The sequence below is a fragment of the Kribbella sp. CA-293567 genome, from assembly GCF_027627575.1.
In the GTDB taxonomy this organism is placed as follows: Bacteria; Actinomycetota; Actinomycetes; order Propionibacteriales; family Kribbellaceae; genus Kribbella.
The window spans coordinates 3,078,282-3,099,840 of the sequence record NZ_CP114065.1; the positions used below are offsets into that span (position 1 = coordinate 3,078,282).

A 21,559-nucleotide genomic window follows, 5' to 3' on the forward strand; every position below is an offset into this window, starting at 1 on the left:
CTCACATCCGCCGCCGACAAAACCGGCCGGACAAGCCAGTCATACCAATCATGTGACACTGGACTTATGTGGCGGGGGAGCGATCTGGATCCGGTGGACGGGACCAAGACCGAGCAGGTGGAGGCCCTGGTGCTGCGCCGGATCGAGCGGGGCGACCTGTCGATCGGCTCCCGGCTGCCGTCGGAGCGGGTGCTGGCTGAGCGACTCGGGCTCAGCCGGGTGACCGTCGTACGGGCGCTGGATCAGTTGCGCGCCGACGGCGTACTGGAGACCAAGCGGGGATCGGGCACTCACGTCAGGCCGCTTGATCGGCTGCTGGATCCCATTGCTCCGGCATCGACGGTGTCTGCAGGTGACCAGCCACTGCTGGACCTGCGGTTCGCTACTACCGCGGCGCCGCACGACGTAGCCGAGGTTGCCGCGCAGATCATCGCCGATGGGCTCCCGCAGGCGATGGGTGGTGACGGTCCACCTTCCGGCGGTTCACTGGAGCTCCGTACTGCGCTCGCGGAGCGGCTGACGCTGGAGGGCGTGCCGACCGAGCCAGGCCAGCTCACCCTGACAGTAGGAGCCGCAGCGGGGTTGAACGCCGCACTGGCCGGCCTGGACCTCGGCCCTGGCGTGGCGATCACCGAATCGCCGACGTACCCGGCAGCCTTCGATCTGCTTCGCCGCCACCGCCTGGACGTCGTCGGATGGCCGGCCGGAGTCTGGGACACGGATCAACTCGCTCACCTGTGCAGGCGGCACAAGCCGAAGGTCATCTACCTGCAGGCGGACAACCACAACCCGACCGGGCTCAGCATCCCAGCGGATCGGCGTACGGCGGTGGTGGAGATCGCCCGGCGGTACGACGCTGCTTTGATCAGCGACGAGACCATGCGGCCGCTGTGGCTGGCTGGTGGCGAGCAGGCCGATCCGCTGAGCCGCTACCCCCGCACTGTCAGCGTCGGGTCGCTCAGCAAGACGGTGTGGGGCGGTCTGCGCGTCGGCTGGGTCAGAACCGGCCGGCAGCTCCGGCGGCGGATCAACACCTCGGCCCAGCTCAGTGTGGTCTCGCCGAGCGCGCTGGACGACCTGCTGGCACAGGCGATCGTCGAGCGGCTCGACCGGGTGATCTCCCGGCGCAAGACGCGGCTCAGGTCCAACCTGGCGGCGCTGGAGACAGGACTGAAGACGCTGGACGGCGTGGCCTGGTCGACTCCGACCGGTGGAATGACGCTGTGGCTGGAGCTCACCGAAGTACGGGCCCGCCGGGTGCTGGAGGCGGCCCGAGGGCAGGGGTTGTTGCTGGGGGCCGGTGATCTCTTCACGCCGGACGGGACGGACCGGCGGCACATCCGGATCCCGTTCACCGCTCCACCGGCCACTCTCCGGCTCGTCGTCGCCCGGTTGGGCGAGGCGCTGAGTCAGTCCAGTTGATTTGAGGTGGACTGAAGGTTGTCAGTCCACTCGTCCTACGCTGGACAGGTGCCAGACCGCGACCAGGAGGATGCAGTGACCCAGACCGAGACTCAGCCCGGCAACACCCCGCAGACCGGTACCGCGAAGGTCAAGCGCGGGATGGCCGAGATGCTCAAGGGCGGCGTCATCATGGACGTCGTCACCGCCGAGCAGGCCAAGATCGCCGAGGACGCCGGCGCCGTCGCGGTGATGGCACTGGAGCGGGTCCCGGCCGACATCCGCGCTCAGGGCGGCGTCTCCCGGATGAGCGACCCGGACATGATCGAATCCATCATCAACACGGTGTCGATCCCGGTGATGGCCAAGGCCCGGATCGGTCACTTCGTCGAGGCGCAGGTGCTGCAGAGCCTCGGGGTCGACTACGTCGACGAGTCGGAGGTGCTCACCCCGGCCGACTACGCCAACCACATCGACAAGTGGAACTTCACCGTTCCGTTCGTCTGCGGCGCGACCAACCTGGGCGAGGCGCTGCGCCGGATCACCGAGGGCGCGGCGATGATCCGCTCCAAGGGCGAGGCCGGCACCGGTGACGTCTCCAACGCGACCACCCACATGCGCCAGATCCGCCAGCAGCTCCGCCACCTGCAGAACCTGCCCGAGGACGAGCTGTACGTCGCGGCCAAGGAACTGCAGGCGCCGTACGAGCTGGTCAAGGAGGTCGCGGAGGCCGGTAAGCTCCCGGTGGTGCTGTTCACCGCCGGCGGTATCGCCACCCCGGCCGACGCCGCGATGATGATGCAGCTCGGCGCCGAGGGCGTCTTCGTCGGCTCCGGCATCTTCAAGTCCGGCAACCCGGCCCAGCGCGCCGAGGCGATCGTGAAGGCCACCACCTTCTACGACGACCCGGACGTGCTCGCCAAGGTCTCCCGCGGCCTGGGCGAGGCCATGGTCGGCATCAACGTCGACGAGATCCCCCAGCCGCACCGGCTCGCCGAGCGCGGCTGGTGATCCAGGTCGAGGACGCTCGCCGGTCTGCGACCGGCGAGCTCTCCCGATGACGAGCGGCGCGGCGCCCGACGAGCAGCAGGTCGCACGGGCGGCGTACGGGCTGGGGGAGCGGGTTGAGCGTGAGCTGCGCGGGCTTGCTCGGGTGCTGGTCCGCTCCGGCTATGCCGATCGTGCTGCTGTCGCCTCTGCTCTTACAGAGGCAGTCGCTGAGGATGCCCCGGCGGCTGACCCGGCGGTGCTCGTGCCGGAGCTGATCGACGACGCGCTGGCCGCCCTGGAGGCAGACGCGGCCGGGTGGCCCGACGAGACCGGTCCGGATCGGCTGGACGCAGTACTGGCTGAGCTGGAGTCGCTGGGTGTGGTCGTCGTGCGGTACACGTCGGATCACCACGCGGCGCGCGAAGTACTGGAGTCCGCGGCCGAGCCGAAAGGGTTGGTGTTCTTCACCGACACCGACGTCTGGCACGCCGTCGACTTCGGCATGCTCGAGCTCAAGGTGTGGCATCCCGACACCGCCAACGTGGCCCCGGGGGAGCCGTTGCTGGAGGACATTCTGGCTCTGCTGCGAGAGCGGAACCTGCCGGCCACCTTCGACGAGGGCCGGATCGAAGTGACCATCGACTGGCAACGGAGGGTACGGCTGTGACCGTCATCGGCGTCTTCGCCCTGCAGGGCAACGTCCGGGAGCACCTGGCGATGCTGGCCGCGGTCGGCGTCGAGGGGCGCCCGGTCCGCCGGCCGGCGGAGCTGGCCGAGGTCGATGGCCTGGTGCTGCCCGGCGGCGAGTCGACCACGATGGACAAGCTGGCCCGCGCGTTCGAGCTGTTCGAGCCGCTGCGGAAGCGGATCGCGGACGGGATGCCGGTGTTCGGCACCTGCGCCGGGATGATCATGCTGGCGAACGAGATCACCGGCGGCATCACCGGCCAGGAGACCCTCGGCGGGCTGGACGTGACGGTCCGCCGGAACGCGTTCGGGCGGCAGGTGGACTCGTTCGAGGCCGAGCTCGACTTCGCCGCCTTCGAGACGCCGTACCACGCGGTGTTCATCCGGGCACCGTGGGTCGAACGGGTCGGTCTGGGCGTCGAGGTGCTGTCCACGGTGGAGTCCGGCCCGGGCGCGGGTAGGATCGTCGCGGTTCGCCACGATCGGCTGCTGGCCACGTCGTTCCATCCGGAGATGACCGGTGACGCTCGGCTGCACGGCTACTTCGCCGATCTGGTGCGCGACCTCTAGGTCAGTTGCAGGCGGTAGAAGGGTTGGGTTCGCGATGTCAGGCCATTCCAAGTGGGCCACCACCAAGCACAAGAAAGCGGTCATCGACTCGAGGCGCGCCAAGCTCTTCGCGAAGCTGATCAAGAACATCGAGGTGGCCGCCCGGACGGGCGGCGGTGACCTCGCGGGCAACCCGACCCTGTACGACGCGGTCCAGAAGGCGAAGAAGTCGTCGGTCCCCAACGACAACATCGACCGCGCGGTCAAGCGTGGCTCCGGCGCCGAGGCGGGTGGCGCGGACTGGCAGTCGATCACGTACGAGGGCTACGGGCCGAACGGCGTCGCGATGCTGATCGAGTGCCTGACCGACAACCGCAACCGGGCCGCGGCCGACGTCCGGACCGCGATGACCCGCAACGGCGGCTCGCTGGCCGACCCGGGCAGCGTCGCGTACCTGTTCCACCGCAAGGGCGTCATCGTGGTGAACAAGGAGCAGGACGGCAAGTCGTACTCCGAGGACGACGTGATGGAGGCCGTGCTCGAGGCCGGCGCCGACGAGGTCAACGACCTCGGCGAGTCCTTCGAGGTGATCAGCGAGTCCAGCGACCTGGTCAAGGTCCGGACCGCGCTGCAGGACGCCGGGATCGACTACGAGTCGGCCGACGCCTCCTTCGTCCCGTCGATGACGGTCGAGCTGGACGCCGACGGCGCCGGCAAGATCTTCCGCCTGATCGACGCTCTCGAGGACAGCGACGACGTCCAGAACGTCTTCGCCAACTTCGACGTCTCCGACGAGGTCATGGCCGAGGTCAGCTGACCGACGCCGGGCTGGAGTCTGTGGGTTACCCCCGGCTGAGGTGAGTTACCCCCGGTACGAACCTGGGGTAGCCCACCAGTCGCGGAGGTAACCCCGGTTGCGCGGGTGCCGCCGCCGAACGCATCGACAGGGTAAGTGACCGGTGGGTAACATCTGCCGTATGGCGAATCAGGTGTTGGCGATGTGGGAGAAGTTCCGCGGTCTCCCCGGCGGTACCAGGCTGTTCTCGGTGGCGTTCACCTGGAAGGCGCCGTACTTCCGGTCGGTGCGGCCTCGGTTCGTGCAGGTCAGCCCCAACTACGCGTCGCTCGTCCTGCCGAAGCGGCGGGCCGTGCAGAACCACATCGGCACCGTGCACGCGATCGCCGTCTGCAACGGGTTGGAGGCCGCGATGGGCGCGCTGGCGGAGGCGACCGTCCCAGCCGGCAAGCGTTGGCTGCCGAAGGGGATGGAGGTCGCCTACCTGGCCAAGTCGACCTCGGACCTCACCTGCTCCGCCGAGACCGACCCTGCTGCCTGGGCGGCCGGCCCGGACGTGCCGGTCCAGGTCAAGGCGACCAGGGACGACGGGACTGTCGTAGTACAGGGCACTATCAATCTCTGGGTCACCGACAAGAAGTAGACCCTGCCGGCTGACAGACTCCTGCCGATGCGGAGATGGGTGCTGGCGGGCGGGATCGCAGTACTGGTGGGTTCTGCGCTGGTGCTGGTGGTCACCGGCAACACCGATGTGCGGTACACCGCCGACAGCGACAGCATCCAGCCGATGTGGGCGCGGTGGATCCCTGCGGTTGTCGGCATCTTGCTGATCAGAGTGCTGCCGTGGCGGCTCGACCGGGCGCCTGGCGGGTCGGCTGATCGGCGGCAGGCCTGGATCCTGCTGGGGTGTGCGGCGGCTTTCGCAGTACTGCTGAAGGTGCTTGGGCTCGGGCTCTTCGAGGTACTGAAGGCGCTCTTGCTGCTTGCCGTGCCACTGGCTGTGTTCCGCTGGTGGGGCGGTAAACCGACGGCCGACTGGCCGACCTCGGTCCGCTGGGCGCCGGTACTGCCGGTGGCGACGTTCCTGGGGCTGAGCTACGTGGGCCCGCTGGCGGTGCCCGTACCAGCCAAGCCGGACCTGACCGCGATCGAGCTCGTACTGACCGTCGTAGGCGTGTTCTTCATCAACAGTGTGCTTGAGGAGTACTTCTACCGGCGTTGGCTGCAGACAAGGTGGGAGCAGCTGCTCGGTCCGTGGCCGGCGATCCTGCTGTCGTCGATCGCCTGGGCGGTCTGGCATATCGCGCTGCAGGGCCGTGGTGAGCTAGGGATCGACCTGGCGTCGGTACTGGTCAACCAGGGGGTGCAAGGACTGTTCCTGGGATACCTGTGGAGCCGGTACCGGCTGATGTGGCCGCTGATCACCGTGCACGGGGCGATCAACGCTGTCGGGCTAATGCTGTCGCTGGTGTGAGGTGTGGCGTCGTAGGGTCTGGGCGTGACTGACGACTTGCGGTTGGTGGATGTTGAGAGCAAGCACCTCGACGACGTGTACCGGGTGCGGTCGAGGTCTTTCGGGCTGCTGAGCGCCGGTGACCGGGAGGAGTGGCTCTCGGATGTGCAGGGGTTCATCGACGACGGGCGGATCGTCGGTGTCGTCGACGGGGACGAACTGGTCGCCGCGGCCCGGATCTGGGCGTTCCAGCAGTGGTGGGGTGGGCGCAAGGTGCCGATGGGCGGAGTGGCGGGAGTCGTGGTCGCACCGGAGTACCGGGGGCGTGGGGTCGGCAGCAAGCTGATGCGCGGGGTGCTCGCTCGCAGCGTCGAGCACGGCTATCCGCTGTCGGCGCTCTACCCGGCGACGACTGTGATCTACCGGCACCTCGGGTACGAGTTCGCAGGCGGTCGCTTCCGCTACACGTTCCCGGCGGCAGAGCTGCGGTCACTCGGCGGCAAAGAGGTCAGCGTCCGCCGCGCCGGTCCTGCCGACGCCAAGCGGTTCCTGGAGCTTGTCGGGCAATTGCATGCTGCCGCCCGGATCAGTGGGCCGCTGGTCTGGCCGGAGGACAAGGTGGCCGAGTGGCTGGGGGAGGAGAACAGCTTCTGCTACCTCGCTGAGGACGGCTTCGTCGTCTACGGCTGGCAGAGCGGCAAGCTGCGCGTGGAGGAGTTGGTAGCCGGCTCTGAAGCCACTGCGCGTGCCCTGTGGTCGGTAGTGGGCTCCGGATCTTCCATCTCGGCAGATGTCGAGGCCTATATGTCTCCTGACGACCCCGCGCATCTACTGGTCAACAAGGAAGCCGACAAGAACACAGTGATCGAGCACTGGATGCTGCGGCTGCTCGACGCCCCAGCGGCGATCTCTGCTCGCGGCTTTGCGCCGGGAGCCTCGCTGGAGGTTGACCTGGAGCTGGACGACTCGGAACTCGCCGCCAATACCGGACGCTGGCACCTGTCTGTCTCAGGTGGCTCTGGCTCGCTCACACCCTCCACCTCAACCGGTGAAGTCCTGCGCCTCGGCTCCCGTGGCTTGTCCGCCCTCTACTCCGGTACGCCGCTCGCCACCATGCGCCGGGCTGGGCTGGCGTGGGGCGGCGCGACTGCCGGCGACGGGGCGATCGATACGGCCTTCGCGGGCGCGACGTCGTACATGCTCGACTACTTCTGAGGTCGTCCACAGCCTGCGGAGTGTCGATTTCGTGGGGTCCGGGCGCGGCGTCTAGGGTTGTCGAACAAACGTTCGGAGGTGATCCAGTGCGCGTACTCGGTGTCGACCCGGGACTCACCCGGTGTGGGCTCGGCGTCGTCGAGGGCACGCCTGGGCGCCCACCGACGATGGTTGCCGTCGGCGTGATCCGGACGCCGGCCGATCTGGACGTCGCCAAGCGGCTGATCCAGATCGAGGCGCAGTTGGAGGAGTGGATCGTCGAGCACCGGCCCGACGCGGTCGCGATCGAGCGGGTCTTCGCCCAGGCGAACGTGCGCACCGTGATGGGCACCGCCCAGGCGTCCGGCGTCGCGATGGTGGTCGCCGCGCGACGTGGGCTGCCAGTGGCGCTGCACACCCCGTCGGAGGTGAAGGCCGCGGTGACCGGTTCGGGCCGAGCGGACAAGGACCAGGTGACCACGATGGTCACCCGGATCCTGAAGCTTCCTGAGCGGCCGACCCCCGCCGACGCCGCAGACGCGCTGGCGCTGGCGATCTGTCATATCTGGCGCGGTGGCGTGACCAGCCGGCTGCAGGAAGCAGCCGTGAGTCGCGGCAACCTGGAAGCCCTGGCCCAAGCCCAGTCGCGGCTGCAGGTGGCTAGACTGCGCGCGGCCGTGGCGGCTCAGGCGGCACCAGCACCGAAGGGCCGTCGGTGACAGCGAGACCTGCCCACGAAGCACACTGTTGCAACGGTCGGGCAGGGCTGATGGCGGAGCTGTGCTCGCGCGGCGTGCGGGGTCGGCGATGATGGCGGCCGGGGAAACCCCCGGCGCCCGGCGAGGAGGCAAGCGATGATCGCGTTCGTGCGTGGCCCGGTGGCCGCGATCGGGCTGGACAGTTGTGTGATCGAGGTTGGTGGGATCGGTCTGCAGGTCTACTGCCACCCCGGCACGCTGGCGACACTGCGTCCCGGGCAGGAGTTCAAGCTGGCCACCTCGATGATCGTGCGCGAGGACTCCCTGACCCTCTACGGCTTCGCCGACGCGGACGAGAAGGAGCTGTTCGAGCTGCTGCAGACCGCGTCGGGCGTCGGCCCGAAGCTGGCGCAGGCTGCCCTCGCCGTGCTGAGCCCGGACCAGCTCCGGCAGGCGGTCGCCGCCGAGGACCTGGCCATGCTGGTGAAGATCCCCGGTGTCGGCAAGAAGGTCGCCCAGCGGCTCGTGCTGGAGCTCAAGGACAAGATCGGCGCCCCTTCGCGCACCGTCTCCGGCCGTCCGCTGGCCGTGACCGACGCCTGGCGCGACCAGGTGCACTCCGCCCTCGTCGGCCTCGGCTGGTCGGCGCGAGATGCCGACGACGCCGTCATCGCCGTGTCGCCGCTGGCCGCGGACGCCGCCGAGCCGTCCGTTCCCGACCTCCTCCGCGCCGCACTTCGCGCGCTCTCGAAGGCGTAATCGATGACCCCGACGCAGCGCTCTGCTCCTGATGGCGCCCGCAGCGGAGAGGCGGAGTCGCCGAAGCCGCCTTCGCGCGCTCACGAAGGCGTGAAGGTGAAGCCGACCCAGCGGTTCGCCGGGCGTTCCGCTCCGATCGTGGGGAGGTAGCGAATGGACGACAACGTCAGGCCGCTGGTTTCCGCGGACGCGCTCGACCTCGACGAGCGCAAGATCGAGTCCGCTCTGCGGCCGCGGACACTCGACGAGTTCGGCGGGCAGCGCCGGGTCAGCGAGCAACTGCAACTCGTCCTGCACGCAGCTCGTGGCCGCAACCGCGCGCCCGACCATGTCCTGCTGTCCGGTCCGCCCGGCCTGGGCAAGACCACCCTCGCGATGATCATCGCCGCGGAGCTCTCGGCGCCGTTGCGGATCACCAGCGGTCCGGCCATCCAGCACGCGGGCGACCTGGCCGCGATCCTGTCCGGGCTGAACGAGGGCGAAGTGCTGTTCCTCGACGAGATCCACCGGATGTCCCGACCGGCCGAAGAGCTGCTGTACATGGCGATGGAGGACTTCCGCGTCGACGTGATCGTCGGCAAGGGCCCCGGCGCGACCGCGATTCCGCTGGAGATCCCGCCGTTCACCCTGGTCGGCGCGACCACCCGGGCCGGACTGCTGCCCGGACCGCTGCGGGACAGGTTCGGCTTCACCGGTCACCTGGAGTTCTACGACTCCGCCGAACTGGAGAAGATCGTCAACCGGTCGGCGGCCCTGCTGGAGGTCGACATCACCAAGGAGGCCGCGGCCGAGATCGCCTCCCGGTCCCGCGGTACCCCCCGGATCGCGAACCGGTTGCTCCGCCGGGTCCGCGACTTCGCCGAGGTCCGGGCCGACGGGATCGTCACGATCGCGCTGTCGAAGGCCGCCCTCGAGCTGTACGAGGTGGACCGGATGGGGCTCGACCGGCTCGACCGCTCGGTGCTGGACGCGCTCTGCCGGCGCTTCGGCGGGGGACCGGTCGGCCTGTCCACCCTGGCGGTCGCGGTCGGCGAGGAGCGGGAGACGGTCGAAGAGGTGGCCGAACCGTTCCTGGTCCGCTCGGGCTACCTGGCCAGAACACCGCGTGGCCGCGTCGCGACGCCGGCGGCCTGGCGGCATCTCGGCCTGGCGGTCCCGAAGGGCGCGACCTTCGCCGACACGCTCTTCGACACCGAGGACGAATGATCCGGCCGGCCGGGCACGAACCGTCCCGCGCCGACGTTGGAGGGGTGACGAGTAACTCAAACGTGACCCCCTGTCATGCGGCACTTGTTGCCGCCCAGGGTTAGACTCCCCGGTGGCCCGTATCCGGGCCATCCCGCTGCGACCTGGGCTTTTGCGCAGGGCGTGCCGGGCACCCTTACATCTTCGACGAAGGATTCTGAGTCCCGATGGTTTTGATCGCCGCACCGATGGCCTCCTCCGGCGGTGGGGGCATCACGCTCCTGCTCCCGCTGATCCTGATTGTCGGGATGATCTGGTTCATGAGCCGCAGCCAGCGCAAGCAGCGCCAGAAGCAGGCCGACACGGTCGCCGCTCTGCAGCCGGGCACCAAGGTGATCACCACCAGTGGTCAGGTCGGCATCGTCGAGGAGGTCGACGACGAGTACGTGACGCTGGAGATCTCCGACGGCGTGCTGGTGCAGTTCGTCAAGGCCGCGATCGGCCGGGTCATCCCCGAGGAGACCGACGACGCGGTGGCCGACGAGCCGGTGGACGAGGCCGCCGACCAGATCGCGGTGGAGCCGGCCGAGACCAAGGACACCGTCGACGTACCGGGCACCGGGACCGAGAAGGTGCAGGACAAGGGCAAGCTGCCCCCCACGCACAGCGAGAACTGAACCACCCCCGTCCTATCGGCGTACGGCGCGCGAGCACCGCGGTGGTGCTCGGGCGCGCCCAGTAGCGCAAGGAAGAATCTGACGTGGCAACGACGACGACATCCCGCCCCGGGAGGACCCTGATCATCCTGGGCGTCGTCCTGGTCCTGTTGTTCGGGATCATGGCGATCGCGAAGTCCTGGGAGCCCAAGCTGGGACTGGACCTGCGCGGTGGCACCACCATCACCCTGACGGCGAAGTCGCTGGCCGGTGGCGGCGACGTGACGGCCGAGCAGTTGACCGAGGCGAAGAACATCATCTCGCAGCGGGTGAACGGTGCCGGTATCGGTGAGGCCGAGATCGCCACGTCCGGCAGCGACCACATCACCGTCGCCGTACCGGGTGCCAACCAGGACAGTCTGGTCGACCAGGTCGGTCAGACCGCGCTGCTGTACTTCCGGGCCGTCTACGACGCCCAGGCCGGTGCTCCGGTACCGACCGCCCCGCCGTCGGCGACCCCGACCGGCAAGCCGTCGACCACGCCGAAGCCGAGTACGCCGCCGAAGCCGAGCACCACGCTGAAGCCGTCGACCAGCGCCACGCCGAACGGCCGCGCCTGGAGCAGCGTGCTGGGCGCCGCCACCCCGACGCCGACCCCGGCGAAGGCGAGCACCCCGGTGCCGTCGGCTCCGGTGCCGTCGACCCCGGCCGCCACGCCGCCCGCGCCGCCGGTCAACAACGGCGACCCGCTGAACTACCAGCCGGACGCCGCGACCCAGGCCGCGTTCGCCGCCTACACCTGTGACAAGCCCGCGCCGAAGGACGAGCCGGGCAAGCCGCTCGTCTCCTGCAGCAAGGACAAGTCCACCAAGTACCTGCTCGGCCCGGCGATCCTCAAGGGCACCGAGCTCTCCGACGCCACCGCCGGCATCCCGCAGGGCGGACTGGGCTGGCAGGTCGACCTGAAGTTCACCGGTGAGGGCGGCGAGAAGTTCCTCAACGCCACCACCGCGATCTCCAAGAAGCCCGCCGGCGCGAACCTGTTCGCGATCGTGCTGGACGGCGTCGCCATCTCCACCCCGAGCGTCACCCAGCCGATCCCGGGCGGGCAGGCGCAGATCACCGGCTCGTTCACCGAGTCCGAGGCCCGCGACCTGGCCAACGTGCTCAAGTACGGCGCGCTGCCGGTCTCCTTCGACATCTCGGAGGTCGCGACGATCTCCCCGCAGCTCGGTGGCGACCAGTTGTCGGCCGGTATCACCGCGGGCCTGATCGGCCTCGGCCTGGTGATCATCTTCTCCTTCCTCTACTACCGCGGCCTCGGCCTGGTGGTCGTGCTGTCGCTGCTCGCGGCCGCGGCGCTCACCTACGCCTGCGTCGTACTGCTGGGCAAGACGATGGGCTTCACCCTGACGCTGTCCGGTATCGCCGGTCTGATCGTCGCGATCGGTATCACCGCGGACTCGTTCGTCATCTATTTCGAACGGCTGCGCGACGAGGTCCGGGAGGGCCGCAGCCTGCGGTCGTCGGTGGAGACCGGCTGGGCCCGTGCCAAGCACACCATCATCGCGGCCGACTCGATCTCGCTGCTGGCCGCGCTGGTGCTCTACATCCTCGCCGTAGGCAGCGTGAAGGGCTTCGCGTTCACGCTCGGCCTGACCACGCTGATCGACCTGGTGATCGTGTTCGTCTTCACCAAGCCGCTGGTGACGCTGCTGGCCCGGACCGACTTCTTCGGTCACGGCCACAAGCTGTCCGGCCTCGACCCCGAACACCTCGGCGTCGAGCGGCTGCCCGGTCAGATGCGGCCGGCCGACCGGCCGGCGGCGAAGTCGACGCGCAAGCCCGTGGGAGGCGAGGTCTGATGTCGAAGCTCGGAACCATCGGTGCCCGGCTGCACCGCGGTGAGATCTCCTACGACTTCATCGGCAAGCGCAAGATCTGGTTCGCGGTCTCGATCGCCCTGGTGGTGATCTCGCTCGGTGCGCTGTTCGCCCGCGGTCTGGCGCTCGGCATCGAGTTCAAGGGTGGCGTGGAGTACCAGACCAGCAGCGTCAAGATCACCGACGACACGATCGCCGACGTCTCCAGCGCGGTGAAGGCGACCAATGCCAAGGACCTCGGCGACCCGGTCGTCACCACCATCGGCGGTGAGAAGATCCGGGTCCAGACCAAGCCGCTGGACCAGGCCGACATCGCCCGGGTCACCGACGCGATCGCCAAGGAACTGAATGTGCCGACCGCGCAGGTCAGCACCTCGCAGATCGGCGCCTCGTGGGGTTCCCAGATCGCCAACAAGGCGATCCTGGCGCTGATCGTCTTCCTGGTCCTGGTCTTCGGCGTGATCTGGATCTACTTCCGTGAGCCCAAGGCCTCGGCGGCGGCCATCATCGCGCTGGTCCACGACGTGTTCATCACGGTCGGTATCTACGCGCTGATCGGCTTCGACGTCACGCCGGCCACGGTGATCGGCGTCCTGACGATCCTCGGGTACTCGCTGTACGACACCGTCGTGGTGTTCGACAAGGTCCGCGAGAACACCCGCGGCATCACCGGATCGAACCGCTACACCTACAGCGACGCGACCAACCTGGCCGTCAACCAGACCATCGTCCGCTCGATCAACACCACGCTGATCGCGCTGATGCCGGTCGGCTCGATCCTGGTCGTCGGCACCGTGGTGCTGGGCACCGGCCCGCTGAAGGACCTGTCGCTGGCCCTGTTCGTCGGTATCGCCGTCGGCGCGTACTCGTCGATCTTCATCGCTCCGGCGCTGCTGGCCCAGTTCAAGGAGCGCGAGCCGGGCATGCAGGCGCTGCGCCGCCGGGTGCTCGCCAAGCGCGCCGCCTCCACCAGCAAGGCCAAGGCCGGTACGCCGGTCGCCGCCGGCGCGGTGGTAGGCGGAGGCAGCGCCACGGACGTCTCGCGGCTGCAGGATAAGCCGAAGTCGTCGGGCGCGACCGCCGGTACGCCGACCGCGTCGAGCCGCCCAGTGCGGCCGACAAGTGGCGCCGGCCGCCCGCAACCGTCCCGGAAGCCGCGCTCCAAGCGCGGTAAGTGACGGCCAGGGCGGAAGGCTGCTGATGCGCTCGCTGGACGAGGTACTGAAAGACGGCATTCGCGACATCCCGGACTACCCGCAGGCGGGGGTGATGTTCAAGGACATCACCCCGCTGCTGGCGGACCACGGTGGCTTCAGCCAGGTGGTGGAGGCGCTGGCCGCCTTCGGCCGGGATGCCGACGGCAACGTGGTGGTCGACAAGGTGGTCGGGATCGAAGCCCGTGGCTTCATCCTGGCCGCTCCGGTCGCGCTGGCCCTGGGCGCCGGTTTCGTTCCGGTCCGCAAGAAGGGCAAGCTGCCGGCCGCGACGTACGAGGAGTCCTACGCGCTGGAGTACGGCGAGGCGACCATCGAGGTGCACCAGGACGCCTTCGCGCCAGGGGACCGGGTGCTGGTGATCGACGACGTGCTCGCCACCGGCGGCACGGTCGAGGCCTGCCTCCGCCTGGTACGCCGCTGCGGTGCCGAAGTAGCCGGTACCGCGGTCCTGATCGAGCTGTCCTTCCTGCCGGGCCGTGACCGGCTCGCCGGGGAGCGCGTCGACACCCTCGTCACCGTCTGAGGTCAAGCGGTTACATCAATTCGGCGTGTTGTCCACAGGCCGGGTCAACCGGGTTGGCTTGTTCCCCCTAGACTGGTGGCCTGTCGGCGGAGGGATACGACGTGGGTGAAGACCCGGCGATGACTTCAGCGGTACCGGACGTGGTGCCGCTCGAGCCTCCGCGCGCTCCCGCGAGCCGCCCGGTGGCCAGTCCTTCGCCGTCTCCAGCCGCCGCGCCGCCCCCTTCGGCGCAGCCGCCCAGGATCGCGCCGGCCCGGGTTCGCGCCCGGCTGGCCCGGCTCGGCGGCACCCGGCACCCGAACCGGGCGCCCATGCTGGAGCCGCTCTTCCGGGTCGTTCGCGCGACCCACCCCAAGGCCGACCTGGCGATGATCGAGCGGGCCTACCGCACCGCCGAGAAGCATCACACCGGCCAGCTCCGCAAGAGCGGCGACGCGTACATCACGCACCCGCTCGCGGTGGCCACCATCCTGGCCGAGCTGGGGATGACCGCGCCGACCCTGTGCGCGGCCCTGCTGCACGACACGGTCGAGGACACCGACTACACGATCGCCGAGCTGACCAAGGACTTCAGCGAAGAGATCGCGATGCTGGTCGACGGCGTCACCAAGCTGGACAAGGTCAAGTACGGCGAGTCCGCGCAGGCCGAGACGATCCGCAAGATGGTCGTCGCGATGGCCAAGGACATCCGGGTGCTGGTGATCAAGCTCGCCGACCGGCTGCACAACATGCGCACGCTGGGCTTCCTGCGGCAGGAGAAGCAGGAGCGGATCGCCCGCGAGACGCTCGAGATCTACGCCCCGCTGGCGCACCGGCTCGGGATGAACACGATCAAGTGGGAGCTCGAGGACCTGTCCTTCTCGACCCTGCACCCGAAGGTGTACGACGAGATCGTCCGGCTGGTCGCCGAGCGCGCGCCGTCCCGCGACGAGTACCTCGCCTCGGTGATCGACCAGGTGCACGAGGACCTGCGCGCCGCCAAGGTGAAGGCGACCGTCACCGGCCGGCCGAAGCACTACTACTCGATCTACCAGAAGATGATCGTCCGCGGCCGCGAGTTCGGCGACATCTACGACCTGGTCGGCATCCGCGTGCTGGTCGAGTCGGTCCGGGACTGTTACGCCGGACTGGGCGTGCTGCACGCCCGGTGGAACCCGGTGCCCGGCCGGTTCAAGGACTACATCGCGATGCCGAAGTTCAACATGTACCAGTCGCTGCACACCACGGTGATCGGCCCGCAGGGCAAGCCGGTGGAGCTGCAGATCCGGTCCTTCTCGATGCACCGGCGCGCGGAGTACGGTATCGCCGCGCACTGGAAGTACAAGGAGGACCCGAACGCGCCGTCCCCCGAGGTGGGCGCCCCGCCGACCACCGAGGTCGGCGCGCCGAACGAGATGCCGTGGGTCCGGCAACTGGTCGACTGGCAGCGGGAGACCTCCGACCCGTCGGAGTTCCTCGACTCGCTGCGGTTCGAGATCAACAACTCCGAGGTCTACGTCTTCACCCCGCGCGGTGACGTGATGTCGCTGCCGACCGGCTCGTCGCCGGTCGACTTCGCCTACGCGATCCACACCGAGGTCGGGCACCGCTGTATCGGCGCCCGGGTGAACGGCCGGCTGGTGCCGCTGGAGAGCACGCTGGAGAACGGCGACGTCGTCGAGGTGTTCACCTCGAAGGCGCAGGGTGCCGGTCCGTCGCGCGACTGGCTGATGTTCGTCAAGAGCCCGCGTGCCCGGAACAAGATCAAGCACTGGTTCTCCAAGGAGCGTCGCGACGAGGCGATCGAGCACGGCAAGGACGCGATCGCCAAGCAGTTGCGCAAGGAGGGCCTGCCGCTGCAGCGCCTGCTGTCGCACGAGACGCTGACCGCGGTCGCGAACTCGCTGCGCTATCCCGACGTGACCGGCCTGTACGCCGCGGTCGGCGAGAGCCACGTGAGCGCGCAGGCCGTCGTACGGCGGTTGATCGAGACCTACGGCGGCGAAGAGGGCGCGGCGGAGGATCTTGCCGAGGGCCTGCGGTTGCCGGCCACGCGGGAGCGCCGCAAGCGGACCGCGCGCGGCGACGCCGGTGTCATCGTCAAGGGCGCCACCGACGTACTGTCCAAACTCGCCCGCTGCTGTACGCCGGTGCCGGGCGACGAGATCATCGGTTGGGTCACCCGCGGCGCCGGAGTCTCGGTGCACCGGGCCGACTGCGCCAACGTGGAGAACCTGCAGACCCAGCCGGAGCGCATCGTCGAGGTCGAGTGGGCGCCGACCGCCCAGTCGGTCTTCCTGGTGGCCATCCAGGTGGAGGCGCTCGACCGGGCTCGTCTGCTCTCCGACATCACCCGGGTGCTCTCGGACTACCACGTGAACATCCTGTCCGCCGCGCTGACCACCACTCGTGACCGGATCGCCAAGTCCCGCTTCACCTTCGAGATGGGCGATCCGACGCACCTGGGCCATGTTCTGAAGGCGGTCCGCTCAGTAGAGGGTGTCTTCGACGTCTACCGCGTCACCCAGTAGCGGGCCTTTCAGTGCAAGGCCGCGGCTGACCCGCCGCGGCCTGCTGGTGCTGGGCGTGGGCGCGCTGGCCGGATGCAGTTCGGACGATGCGTCCCGAGGCAACCCGCCGGCCAGTACGCCGTCTACATCGCCGACGCCTTCGGCCCCGACCGCGTCGTCGCCTTCAGCCAGTCCTTCGCCGATCACTCCATCGTCTGCCCCTTCGCCTTCGACGCCTGCGTTGCCGAAGGTGGCCCTCTGGCGACCGGGTCGTGGGGAGATCCAGCCATCGGCGAAACTCGTTGCCGTTCAGGCGGTCGAGAAGCTCCTGCGCCGCCCGAACGCAGCGGTAGAGGTGATCGACGCGCAGTACGGCGGTCTGCTGGCCGACACCGCGAGTGTGCTCGTCCCGTGCCGCGTGTACTCCGTTGCCAACGGCAAGCTAGTCACCGGCGGCACCACCGTCGACGTACGGTTGTCGAGGTCAGGTCAGACGTGGCGAGTGACTGAGCTGTTCCCTGCCAAGCCAGGCGCGGCGACCACTCGACTGTCCGCGGCCGCGAAGCAAGTGCTCGCCAGCGGTCGCATCCTCCTGCCGCCCGCCTCGGCCGCCGACATCCGCTCGGGAACCATCCAGGACACGGTCCTGACGGCGATGCTCACTCTCGCCAAGACCTACACGATCGGCGTCAGCGTGATCCGCTCCGGCCACCCCCTGAACGTCTTCGGCACCAACCGCCCCAGCGACCACCCCCGCGGCCGCGCCTTCGACACCTGGCAGATCAACGGCCGAGCCGTGGTCGATCCCGCAACCCCACGCACCCTGATCACCAACTACATGCGCGCCTCAGCCGCCACCGGCTCCCACAACGTAGGCGGCCCCTACCAACTACCAGGCGCCACCTACTTCAGCGACCAGACCCACCACGACCACATCCACGCCGGCTACCGCGCCTGACGGCTTCGCCCCGCTCCGCCCCGCTTCGCGGCTCCGCTCCGCCTCGCCTGGTCGACCCCGAGTTACCCCCGCGGGCGGTGAGCTACCCCCGGTTCGAACAGGGGGTAACTCACCCGGACCCGAGGTACCTCGGCGAGGGAGATACCTCGGCGAGGGAGGTACCTCGGCGAGGGAGGTACCTCGGCGAGGAGTTGCCCCTGCGGGTGGCGGGTTACCCCGGGTTCGAACAGGGGTAACTCACCCGAAGCCGAGGTACCTCCGCGGAGGGAATAACGGGTGGCCGGTATGGCGGTGGGGTTGGTAGCGTGCGTAGGGTCCGTGACTGTACGCCTGGAGGTGAGAACCGATGAACGTTGTAGAGCAGTGGGTGCTCCGGTTCGCGTGGTCACGGGCGGGCGACTGATGTAGGTGTCGCGGGAGCGCCTCGAGAAGTTCGGCACTCCCGAAAGGAAACACCTATGAACTCTTTGCCTTTCAGTCCGGGCGTCGGCGCCCACGCGGTGACGGTCTCGCGCGTCGCGGACAACCAGTGGCATGCGGTGGAGAACGACCTCGTCGTCGGCCGTGGTCACGCTTCCCGCCGGCTCGACGGCCGGATCTTCGTCAGCGTCGACAGTTGGCGCGCTGATGTCTTCGATCGGCTCGTCGCGGCGATCCTGGCCGACCAGGTGATGCCGCTGTACACGGTGGTCGACGAGGCTGACCGTGCGCTGCTGGCAAGTTGGGAGCGGGCTGGGTTTGCGACCTGGCGTCGTGAGCTGGAATTCGTCGTACCGGCAGGTGAGGGGTTTGCTGCGGCTGGGCCCTCGGGCGTCGCGTTCGTGGCCGGAGCCGAAGTGGTCGAGGGGCTGCCTCGTGAGTTGGATCAAAGCATTCGTGCCGAGGTCGAGGCGGCTGCTGGCTGGGCGACGATGCCGGCGGAGGTGCTGCCCTGGCAGGGCGGAACGAGACCGTTGGATCCGTCGAGGTACACGGTCGCACTGCGGGACGGCCGGTACGTCGGGCTGGTTCGGGTCGCGACGATGACGCGGCGTCCACGCATCGGGCTGATCGCGGTACTTGCCGCCGATCAACGGCAGGGCATCGCTCGTGCCTTGCTGGGCCAGGTGTTGAACAGCCTGCACCGCGCCGGTTTCGAGGCGGCTACGGCTGAGATCGACGAGGGCAACACGGCGGCGCTCGCGCTGTTCGAGGGGCTGGGCGCCCGGCGTACGGGCAGCACTGTGGAACTGGTCAGCCGGCCGGGAAAGGTCTGACGATGGCTAGAACAGCAGGCGCCATCGAGGTCGAGGGCACCGTCGTCGAGTGCCTCCGCAACGCCAACTTCCGGGTGGAACTGGCCAACGGCCACCAGGTGCTCGCCCACATCAGCGGCAAGATCCGGAAGAACTACATCAAGATCCTCCCCGAGGACCGCGTCCTGGTCGAGCTGAGCCCCTACGACCTGACCCGAGGCCGGATCGTCTTCCGCTACCGCAACTGAGCCGCCCCCGCGCTCGGCAGCCCACCACTGCCGAGCGCGGCGGCCGGTTGCTCACCAGCGCCGGGGGAGTCGGGGCCAGCGGCAGAGGAAGGCGCCGACGGCCAGCTCCAGGGCGGGGTACGAGCCCCAGAGGTCCGGGCGGTGTACGGGGATGATGTGCCAGCCGAGGCCGGCCAGGTCGGTACGCCGCTTCTCGTCGCGGGTCTGCTGGCGGTCACGGGAGTGCCAGCGGTCGGAGTCGTACTCGAGGCCAAGCCGCCGGTTGTCCACCGGATCGGGGTAGGCGACATCGACCCGGTAGTCGCGGTCAGGGCCTTTGATGCGCATCTGCAGTTCGGGTCGCCCGAAGCCGGCGTCGAGGAGGCGTAGCCGCAGCCACGACTCACCTGGGGACTCCGCTCGGGAGTCGGCGTACTTGAAGATCTGGCGAGCCTGAGGGATGCCGCGATGTCCGGCGTAGTCGTCCAGGAGTACTTCGAGGTCCGCGCGCTCGACTCGGCCGGAGCGCAGGAGGGCGTCGACCGCCGACAACGCGAACGGGCGAGGCAGGGTGAGTGCAAGCTCCACGCCGGTGGCTGTCGGGCTGACCACCGTCAGACCGGCGACCCGGACTGTGTCTGCGGCCTCGCTCGTCCAGTGGATCGACACCTTGTCGTCGGTACGCAGCGCGGTGGTGGGAATCCCATGGATCCAGGCAGCGAGTTGCCCGGAAGCGATCGCGCCTTCCGGGAGAACGAGCGCGGCGGCGGCCGACCGCAACTCGGGGGTGTCAGGGGTGTCGACGGCGACGTAGACATCGGCCAGCAGGTGGCGGATCTCGTCGCAGGACAGCAGCCACTGCAGCTTCTTGCCGGCTTGCCTCCCGCGGAACGGAAGGCCAGCGAAGAACGGTGGAAACGACATCGGCACAGGATCGCCGAAGGCAGCCCTTCCGTGCTTTGCGTTGTCCACAGGACGCGAAGGCGAAGCACTCCAGCCGCCCGGCGCCGCGTTGTCCACAGGACGCGACGGCGAGGCAGTCAACCTGCCGGCACTGCGTTGTCCACAGGCTGCGGAGGCGAAGCAGTCCGCCCGCCTGCCGCCGCGTCCGCCAGGCACACAGACAGCAAGCAGCCCGCCTGCCTGGCGAACCAGGGCGGCGGGCTGCTGTCAGAGCTCAGCTGAAGTCGGCGAGGGCGTTCTGGGCCTGGGTGAGCCATTCGCGGCGGGCGGCGATGGCTTCGTGGGCTTCGGCGGCCTTGCGGGTGTTGCCTTGGGCCTCGTGCTTGGCGGCCTGCTTCTCCAGGTCGGTGATCAGCGACTGGAGCTGCTTCACCGTGGCCTCGGCGCGGGCCCGGGCCTCGGGGTTGCTGTTCTTCCAGACGTCGTCCTCGGCGGACTTGACCGCCTGCTCGACGGCGCGCAGCCGGCCGTCGATCGAGCGCATCGAGTCCCGCGGGATCTTGCCGATCGCGTCCCAGCGGTCGAGCAGGTCGCGGAGCTGCTCGCGGGCGGCCTTGGCGTCGGTGACCGGCAGGATCGCCTCGATCTCGACCAGCAGCGCTTCCTTGGCCGCCTGGTTGGCGACCTGCTCCTCGTTCTCCTCGGCCTGGACCGCGTCGCGGGCGCCGAAGAACGCGTCCTGCGCGCTGCGGAACCGCGCCCACAGCTTGTCGTCGACCTCGCGCGGCGCCGGGCCGGCCGCCTTCCACTGCCGCATCAGGTCGCGGAAACGGCCGGACGTCGGGCCCCAGTCGGTGTTCGACGAGAGCGCCTCGGCCTCGGTCGCCAGCCGCTCCTTCACCGCGGCCGCCTCGTCACGCTTGGAGGACAGCTCGGAGAAGTGCTGCTTGCGGTGCCGGGTGTACGTCGTCCGCGCGGAGGAGAACCGGTGCCACAGCTCGTCGTCACTCGACTTGTCGAGGCGGGGGAGCGCCTTCCACTCGTCCAGCAGTTCGCGCAGCCGGGTGACGCCGTGCCGCCAGTCGCTGCCGGCGGCGATCGTCTCGGCCTCGGTCGCGATCTTGGTCTTCGCGGCCCGGGCCTCCTCGACCTTCGCGGCCCGCTCGGCCTTCTTCTTCTCGCGCTGCTGGGCGACCAGCGGGGTGAGCGCCTCCAGCCGGGCCCGCAGCCCGTCCAGGTCGCCGACGGCCTGCGCCTCGTCGATCGCGCCGGTCACCTTCTTCACCGCGGCCCGCGCGTCGTCCGGCGAGACGGTACCGGCCTGGACCCGCTTCTCCAGCAGCTCCACCTCGAACGCGAGAGCGTCGTACCGGCGGGTGTAGAAGGCGAGTGCCTCCTCGGGGTTCGCGTCCGGCCACTGGCCGACCGCCCTCTCCCCGTCCTTGGTCCGGACGAAGACCGTTCCGTCGTCGGCTACCCGGCCCCAGCTCTCCTCGGCCACAACTCGCCCCTTCCGGCGGTATGCACTGCGCTCGTTCCCATTCTGGTCAGTCGCCGGTTCATCCGGCGGCACAGGGCCCAGACGGGCGCGTCGGCAACTGACCCCACGCGTATCACTGAACAATCACAAACTCCTGGCCGCTGCGCAACGGGAATGCGATCACAATCGGACACAGAACAAGCAGCCGGTGATCGGGCCGGACAATCCGGTTCGTACTCCGTACGCCGTCACCGGTAGCCTTGACAGGTCCCTCAG

At 69.0% G+C, this 21,559-nt stretch carries 21 protein-coding genes; 19 read left to right on the forward strand and 2 right to left on the reverse strand.

What is annotated here, in order from left to right; all coding sequences use genetic code 11:
- Positions 1-66: 66 nt before the first annotated feature.
- The 19 genes from OX958_RS14565 to infA all read left to right on the forward strand — a co-directional run bounded on the left by OX958_RS14565 (position 67) and on the right by infA (position 18,921).
- Positions 67-1,422 carry an aminotransferase-like domain-containing protein gene (locus OX958_RS14565; RefSeq protein ID WP_270138047.1) on the forward strand — a complete coding sequence of 452 codons (1,356 nt, stop codon included), beginning with the start codon at positions 67-69 and terminating at the stop codon, positions 1,420-1,422.
- A 141-nt stretch (positions 1,423-1,563) separates the two neighbouring features.
- Positions 1,564-2,412, forward strand: a complete 849-nt coding sequence (gene pdxS, locus OX958_RS14570) for a pyridoxal 5'-phosphate synthase lyase subunit PdxS (protein WP_270139061.1) — start codon at positions 1,564-1,566, stop codon at positions 2,410-2,412.
- 46 nt (positions 2,413-2,458) lie between these two features.
- Positions 2,459-3,058 carry a DUF6891 domain-containing protein gene (locus tag OX958_RS14575; protein WP_270138049.1) on the forward strand — a complete coding sequence of 200 codons (600 nt, stop codon included), beginning with the start codon at positions 2,459-2,461 and terminating at the stop codon, positions 3,056-3,058.
- Positions 3,059-3,108: 50 nt separating this feature from the next.
- Positions 3,109-3,648: a pyridoxal 5'-phosphate synthase glutaminase subunit PdxT gene (gene pdxT / locus OX958_RS14580; protein WP_270139063.1), complete on the forward strand. Its 540-nt coding sequence runs from the start codon at positions 3,109-3,111 to the stop codon at positions 3,646-3,648.
- Positions 3,649-3,682: 34 nt separating this feature from the next.
- The gene (locus OX958_RS14585) at positions 3,683-4,444 is read left to right on the forward strand and encodes a YebC/PmpR family DNA-binding transcriptional regulator (RefSeq protein ID WP_270138051.1); all 762 of its coding nucleotides are present in this window, start codon (positions 3,683-3,685) and stop codon (positions 4,442-4,444) included.
- Positions 4,445-4,604: 160 nt separating this feature from the next.
- The gene (locus OX958_RS14590; protein WP_270138053.1) at positions 4,605-5,066 is read left to right on the forward strand and encodes a hotdog fold domain-containing protein; all 462 of its coding nucleotides are present in this window, start codon (positions 4,605-4,607) and stop codon (positions 5,064-5,066) included.
- A 27-nt stretch (positions 5,067-5,093) separates the two neighbouring features.
- Positions 5,094-5,897, forward strand: a complete 804-nt coding sequence (locus OX958_RS14595) for a CPBP family intramembrane glutamic endopeptidase (protein WP_270138055.1) — start codon at positions 5,094-5,096, stop codon at positions 5,895-5,897.
- 24 nt (positions 5,898-5,921) lie between these two features.
- The gene (locus OX958_RS14600; protein WP_270138057.1) at positions 5,922-7,091 is read left to right on the forward strand and encodes a GNAT family N-acetyltransferase; all 1,170 of its coding nucleotides are present in this window, start codon (positions 5,922-5,924) and stop codon (positions 7,089-7,091) included.
- Between the two features lie 86 nt (positions 7,092-7,177).
- Positions 7,178-7,789 (forward strand): crossover junction endodeoxyribonuclease RuvC, encoded by a 612-nt coding sequence (gene ruvC, locus OX958_RS14605; protein ID WP_270138058.1) that lies wholly within the window; start codon positions 7,178-7,180, stop codon positions 7,787-7,789.
- A gap of 135 nt (positions 7,790-7,924) precedes the next feature.
- A complete protein-coding gene (gene ruvA / locus OX958_RS14610) occupies positions 7,925-8,527 on the forward strand; it encodes a Holliday junction branch migration protein RuvA (RefSeq protein WP_270138060.1) in 603 nt (200 codons plus the stop codon).
- Positions 8,528-8,680: 153 nt separating this feature from the next.
- A complete protein-coding gene (ruvB, locus tag OX958_RS14615; protein WP_270138062.1) occupies positions 8,681-9,733 on the forward strand; it encodes a Holliday junction branch migration DNA helicase RuvB in 1,053 nt (350 codons plus the stop codon).
- Between the two features lie 206 nt (positions 9,734-9,939).
- On the forward strand, positions 9,940-10,389 hold the full coding sequence (yajC, locus tag OX958_RS14620) for a preprotein translocase subunit YajC (RefSeq protein WP_270138064.1): 450 nt from the start codon (positions 9,940-9,942) through the stop codon (positions 10,387-10,389).
- 83 nt (positions 10,390-10,472) lie between these two features.
- The gene (secD, locus tag OX958_RS14625) at positions 10,473-12,233 is read left to right on the forward strand and encodes a protein translocase subunit SecD (protein WP_270138066.1); all 1,761 of its coding nucleotides are present in this window, start codon (positions 10,473-10,475) and stop codon (positions 12,231-12,233) included.
- The gene (gene secF, locus OX958_RS14630; RefSeq protein WP_270138068.1) at positions 12,233-13,429 is read left to right on the forward strand and encodes a protein translocase subunit SecF; all 1,197 of its coding nucleotides are present in this window, start codon (positions 12,233-12,235) and stop codon (positions 13,427-13,429) included. Before secD ends, secF begins: the two co-directional genes overlap by 1 nt.
- 22 nt (positions 13,430-13,451) lie before the next feature.
- Positions 13,452-13,991 carry an adenine phosphoribosyltransferase gene (locus OX958_RS14635; RefSeq protein ID WP_270138070.1) on the forward strand — a complete coding sequence of 180 codons (540 nt, stop codon included), beginning with the start codon at positions 13,452-13,454 and terminating at the stop codon, positions 13,989-13,991.
- Positions 13,992-14,110: 119 nt separating this feature from the next.
- A complete protein-coding gene (locus tag OX958_RS14640) occupies positions 14,111-16,501 on the forward strand; it encodes a RelA/SpoT family protein (RefSeq protein ID WP_442913276.1) in 2,391 nt (796 codons plus the stop codon).
- 229 nt (positions 16,502-16,730) lie between these two features.
- Positions 16,731-17,438, forward strand: a complete 708-nt coding sequence (locus tag OX958_RS14645; RefSeq protein ID WP_270138072.1) for a hypothetical protein — start codon at positions 16,731-16,733, stop codon at positions 17,436-17,438.
- A gap of 458 nt (positions 17,439-17,896) precedes the next feature.
- Entirely contained in the window at positions 17,897-18,694 is a 798-nt protein-coding gene (locus OX958_RS14650) for a GNAT family N-acetyltransferase (protein WP_270138074.1), read from the forward strand.
- 2 nt (positions 18,695-18,696) lie between these two features.
- Positions 18,697-18,921: a translation initiation factor IF-1 gene (infA, locus tag OX958_RS14655; protein WP_270138076.1), complete on the forward strand. Its 225-nt coding sequence runs from the start codon at positions 18,697-18,699 to the stop codon at positions 18,919-18,921.
- 51 nt (positions 18,922-18,972) lie between these two features.
- Here infA and OX958_RS14660 read toward each other — a convergent pair whose 3' ends face one another.
- A complete protein-coding gene (locus tag OX958_RS14660; protein ID WP_270138078.1) occupies positions 18,973-19,824 on the reverse strand; it encodes a hypothetical protein in 852 nt (283 codons plus the stop codon).
- Between the two features lie 253 nt (positions 19,825-20,077).
- Positions 20,078-21,304: a DUF349 domain-containing protein gene (locus tag OX958_RS14665; RefSeq protein WP_270138080.1), complete on the reverse strand. Its 1,227-nt coding sequence runs from the start codon at positions 21,302-21,304 to the stop codon at positions 20,078-20,080.
- Positions 21,305-21,559 lie beyond the last annotated feature (255 nt).

Coding starts and splice junctions, on each gene's coding strand:
- OX958_RS14565 (WP_270138047.1), top strand. CDS start 67: ATGTGGCGGGGGAGCGATCTGGATCCGGTGGACGGGACCAAGACCGAG.
- pdxS (WP_270139061.1), top strand. CDS start 1,564: ATGGCCGAGATGCTCAAGGGCGGCGTCATCATGGACGTCGTCACCGCC.
- OX958_RS14575 (WP_270138049.1), top strand. CDS start 2,459: ATGACGAGCGGCGCGGCGCCCGACGAGCAGCAGGTCGCACGGGCGGCG.
- pdxT (WP_270139063.1), top strand. CDS start 3,109: ATGCTGGCCGCGGTCGGCGTCGAGGGGCGCCCGGTCCGCCGGCCGGCG.
- OX958_RS14585 (WP_270138051.1), top strand. CDS start 3,683: ATGTCAGGCCATTCCAAGTGGGCCACCACCAAGCACAAGAAAGCGGTC.
- OX958_RS14590 (WP_270138053.1), top strand. CDS start 4,605: ATGGCGAATCAGGTGTTGGCGATGTGGGAGAAGTTCCGCGGTCTCCCC.
- OX958_RS14595 (WP_270138055.1), top strand. CDS start 5,094: ATGCGGAGATGGGTGCTGGCGGGCGGGATCGCAGTACTGGTGGGTTCT.
- ruvA (WP_270138060.1), top strand. CDS start 7,925: ATGATCGCGTTCGTGCGTGGCCCGGTGGCCGCGATCGGGCTGGACAGT.
- ruvB (WP_270138062.1), top strand. CDS start 8,681: ATGGACGACAACGTCAGGCCGCTGGTTTCCGCGGACGCGCTCGACCTC.
- yajC (WP_270138064.1), top strand. CDS start 9,940: ATGGTTTTGATCGCCGCACCGATGGCCTCCTCCGGCGGTGGGGGCATC.
- secF (WP_270138068.1), top strand. CDS start 12,233: ATGTCGAAGCTCGGAACCATCGGTGCCCGGCTGCACCGCGGTGAGATC.
- OX958_RS14635 (WP_270138070.1), top strand. CDS start 13,452: ATGCGCTCGCTGGACGAGGTACTGAAAGACGGCATTCGCGACATCCCG.
- OX958_RS14640 (WP_442913276.1), top strand. CDS start 14,111: ATGACTTCAGCGGTACCGGACGTGGTGCCGCTCGAGCCTCCGCGCGCT.
- OX958_RS14650 (WP_270138074.1), top strand. CDS start 17,897: ATGAACTCTTTGCCTTTCAGTCCGGGCGTCGGCGCCCACGCGGTGACG.
- infA (WP_270138076.1), top strand. CDS start 18,697: ATGGCTAGAACAGCAGGCGCCATCGAGGTCGAGGGCACCGTCGTCGAG.
- OX958_RS14660 (WP_270138078.1), bottom strand. CDS start 19,824: ATGTCGTTTCCACCGTTCTTCGCTGGCCTTCCGTTCCGCGGGAGGCAA.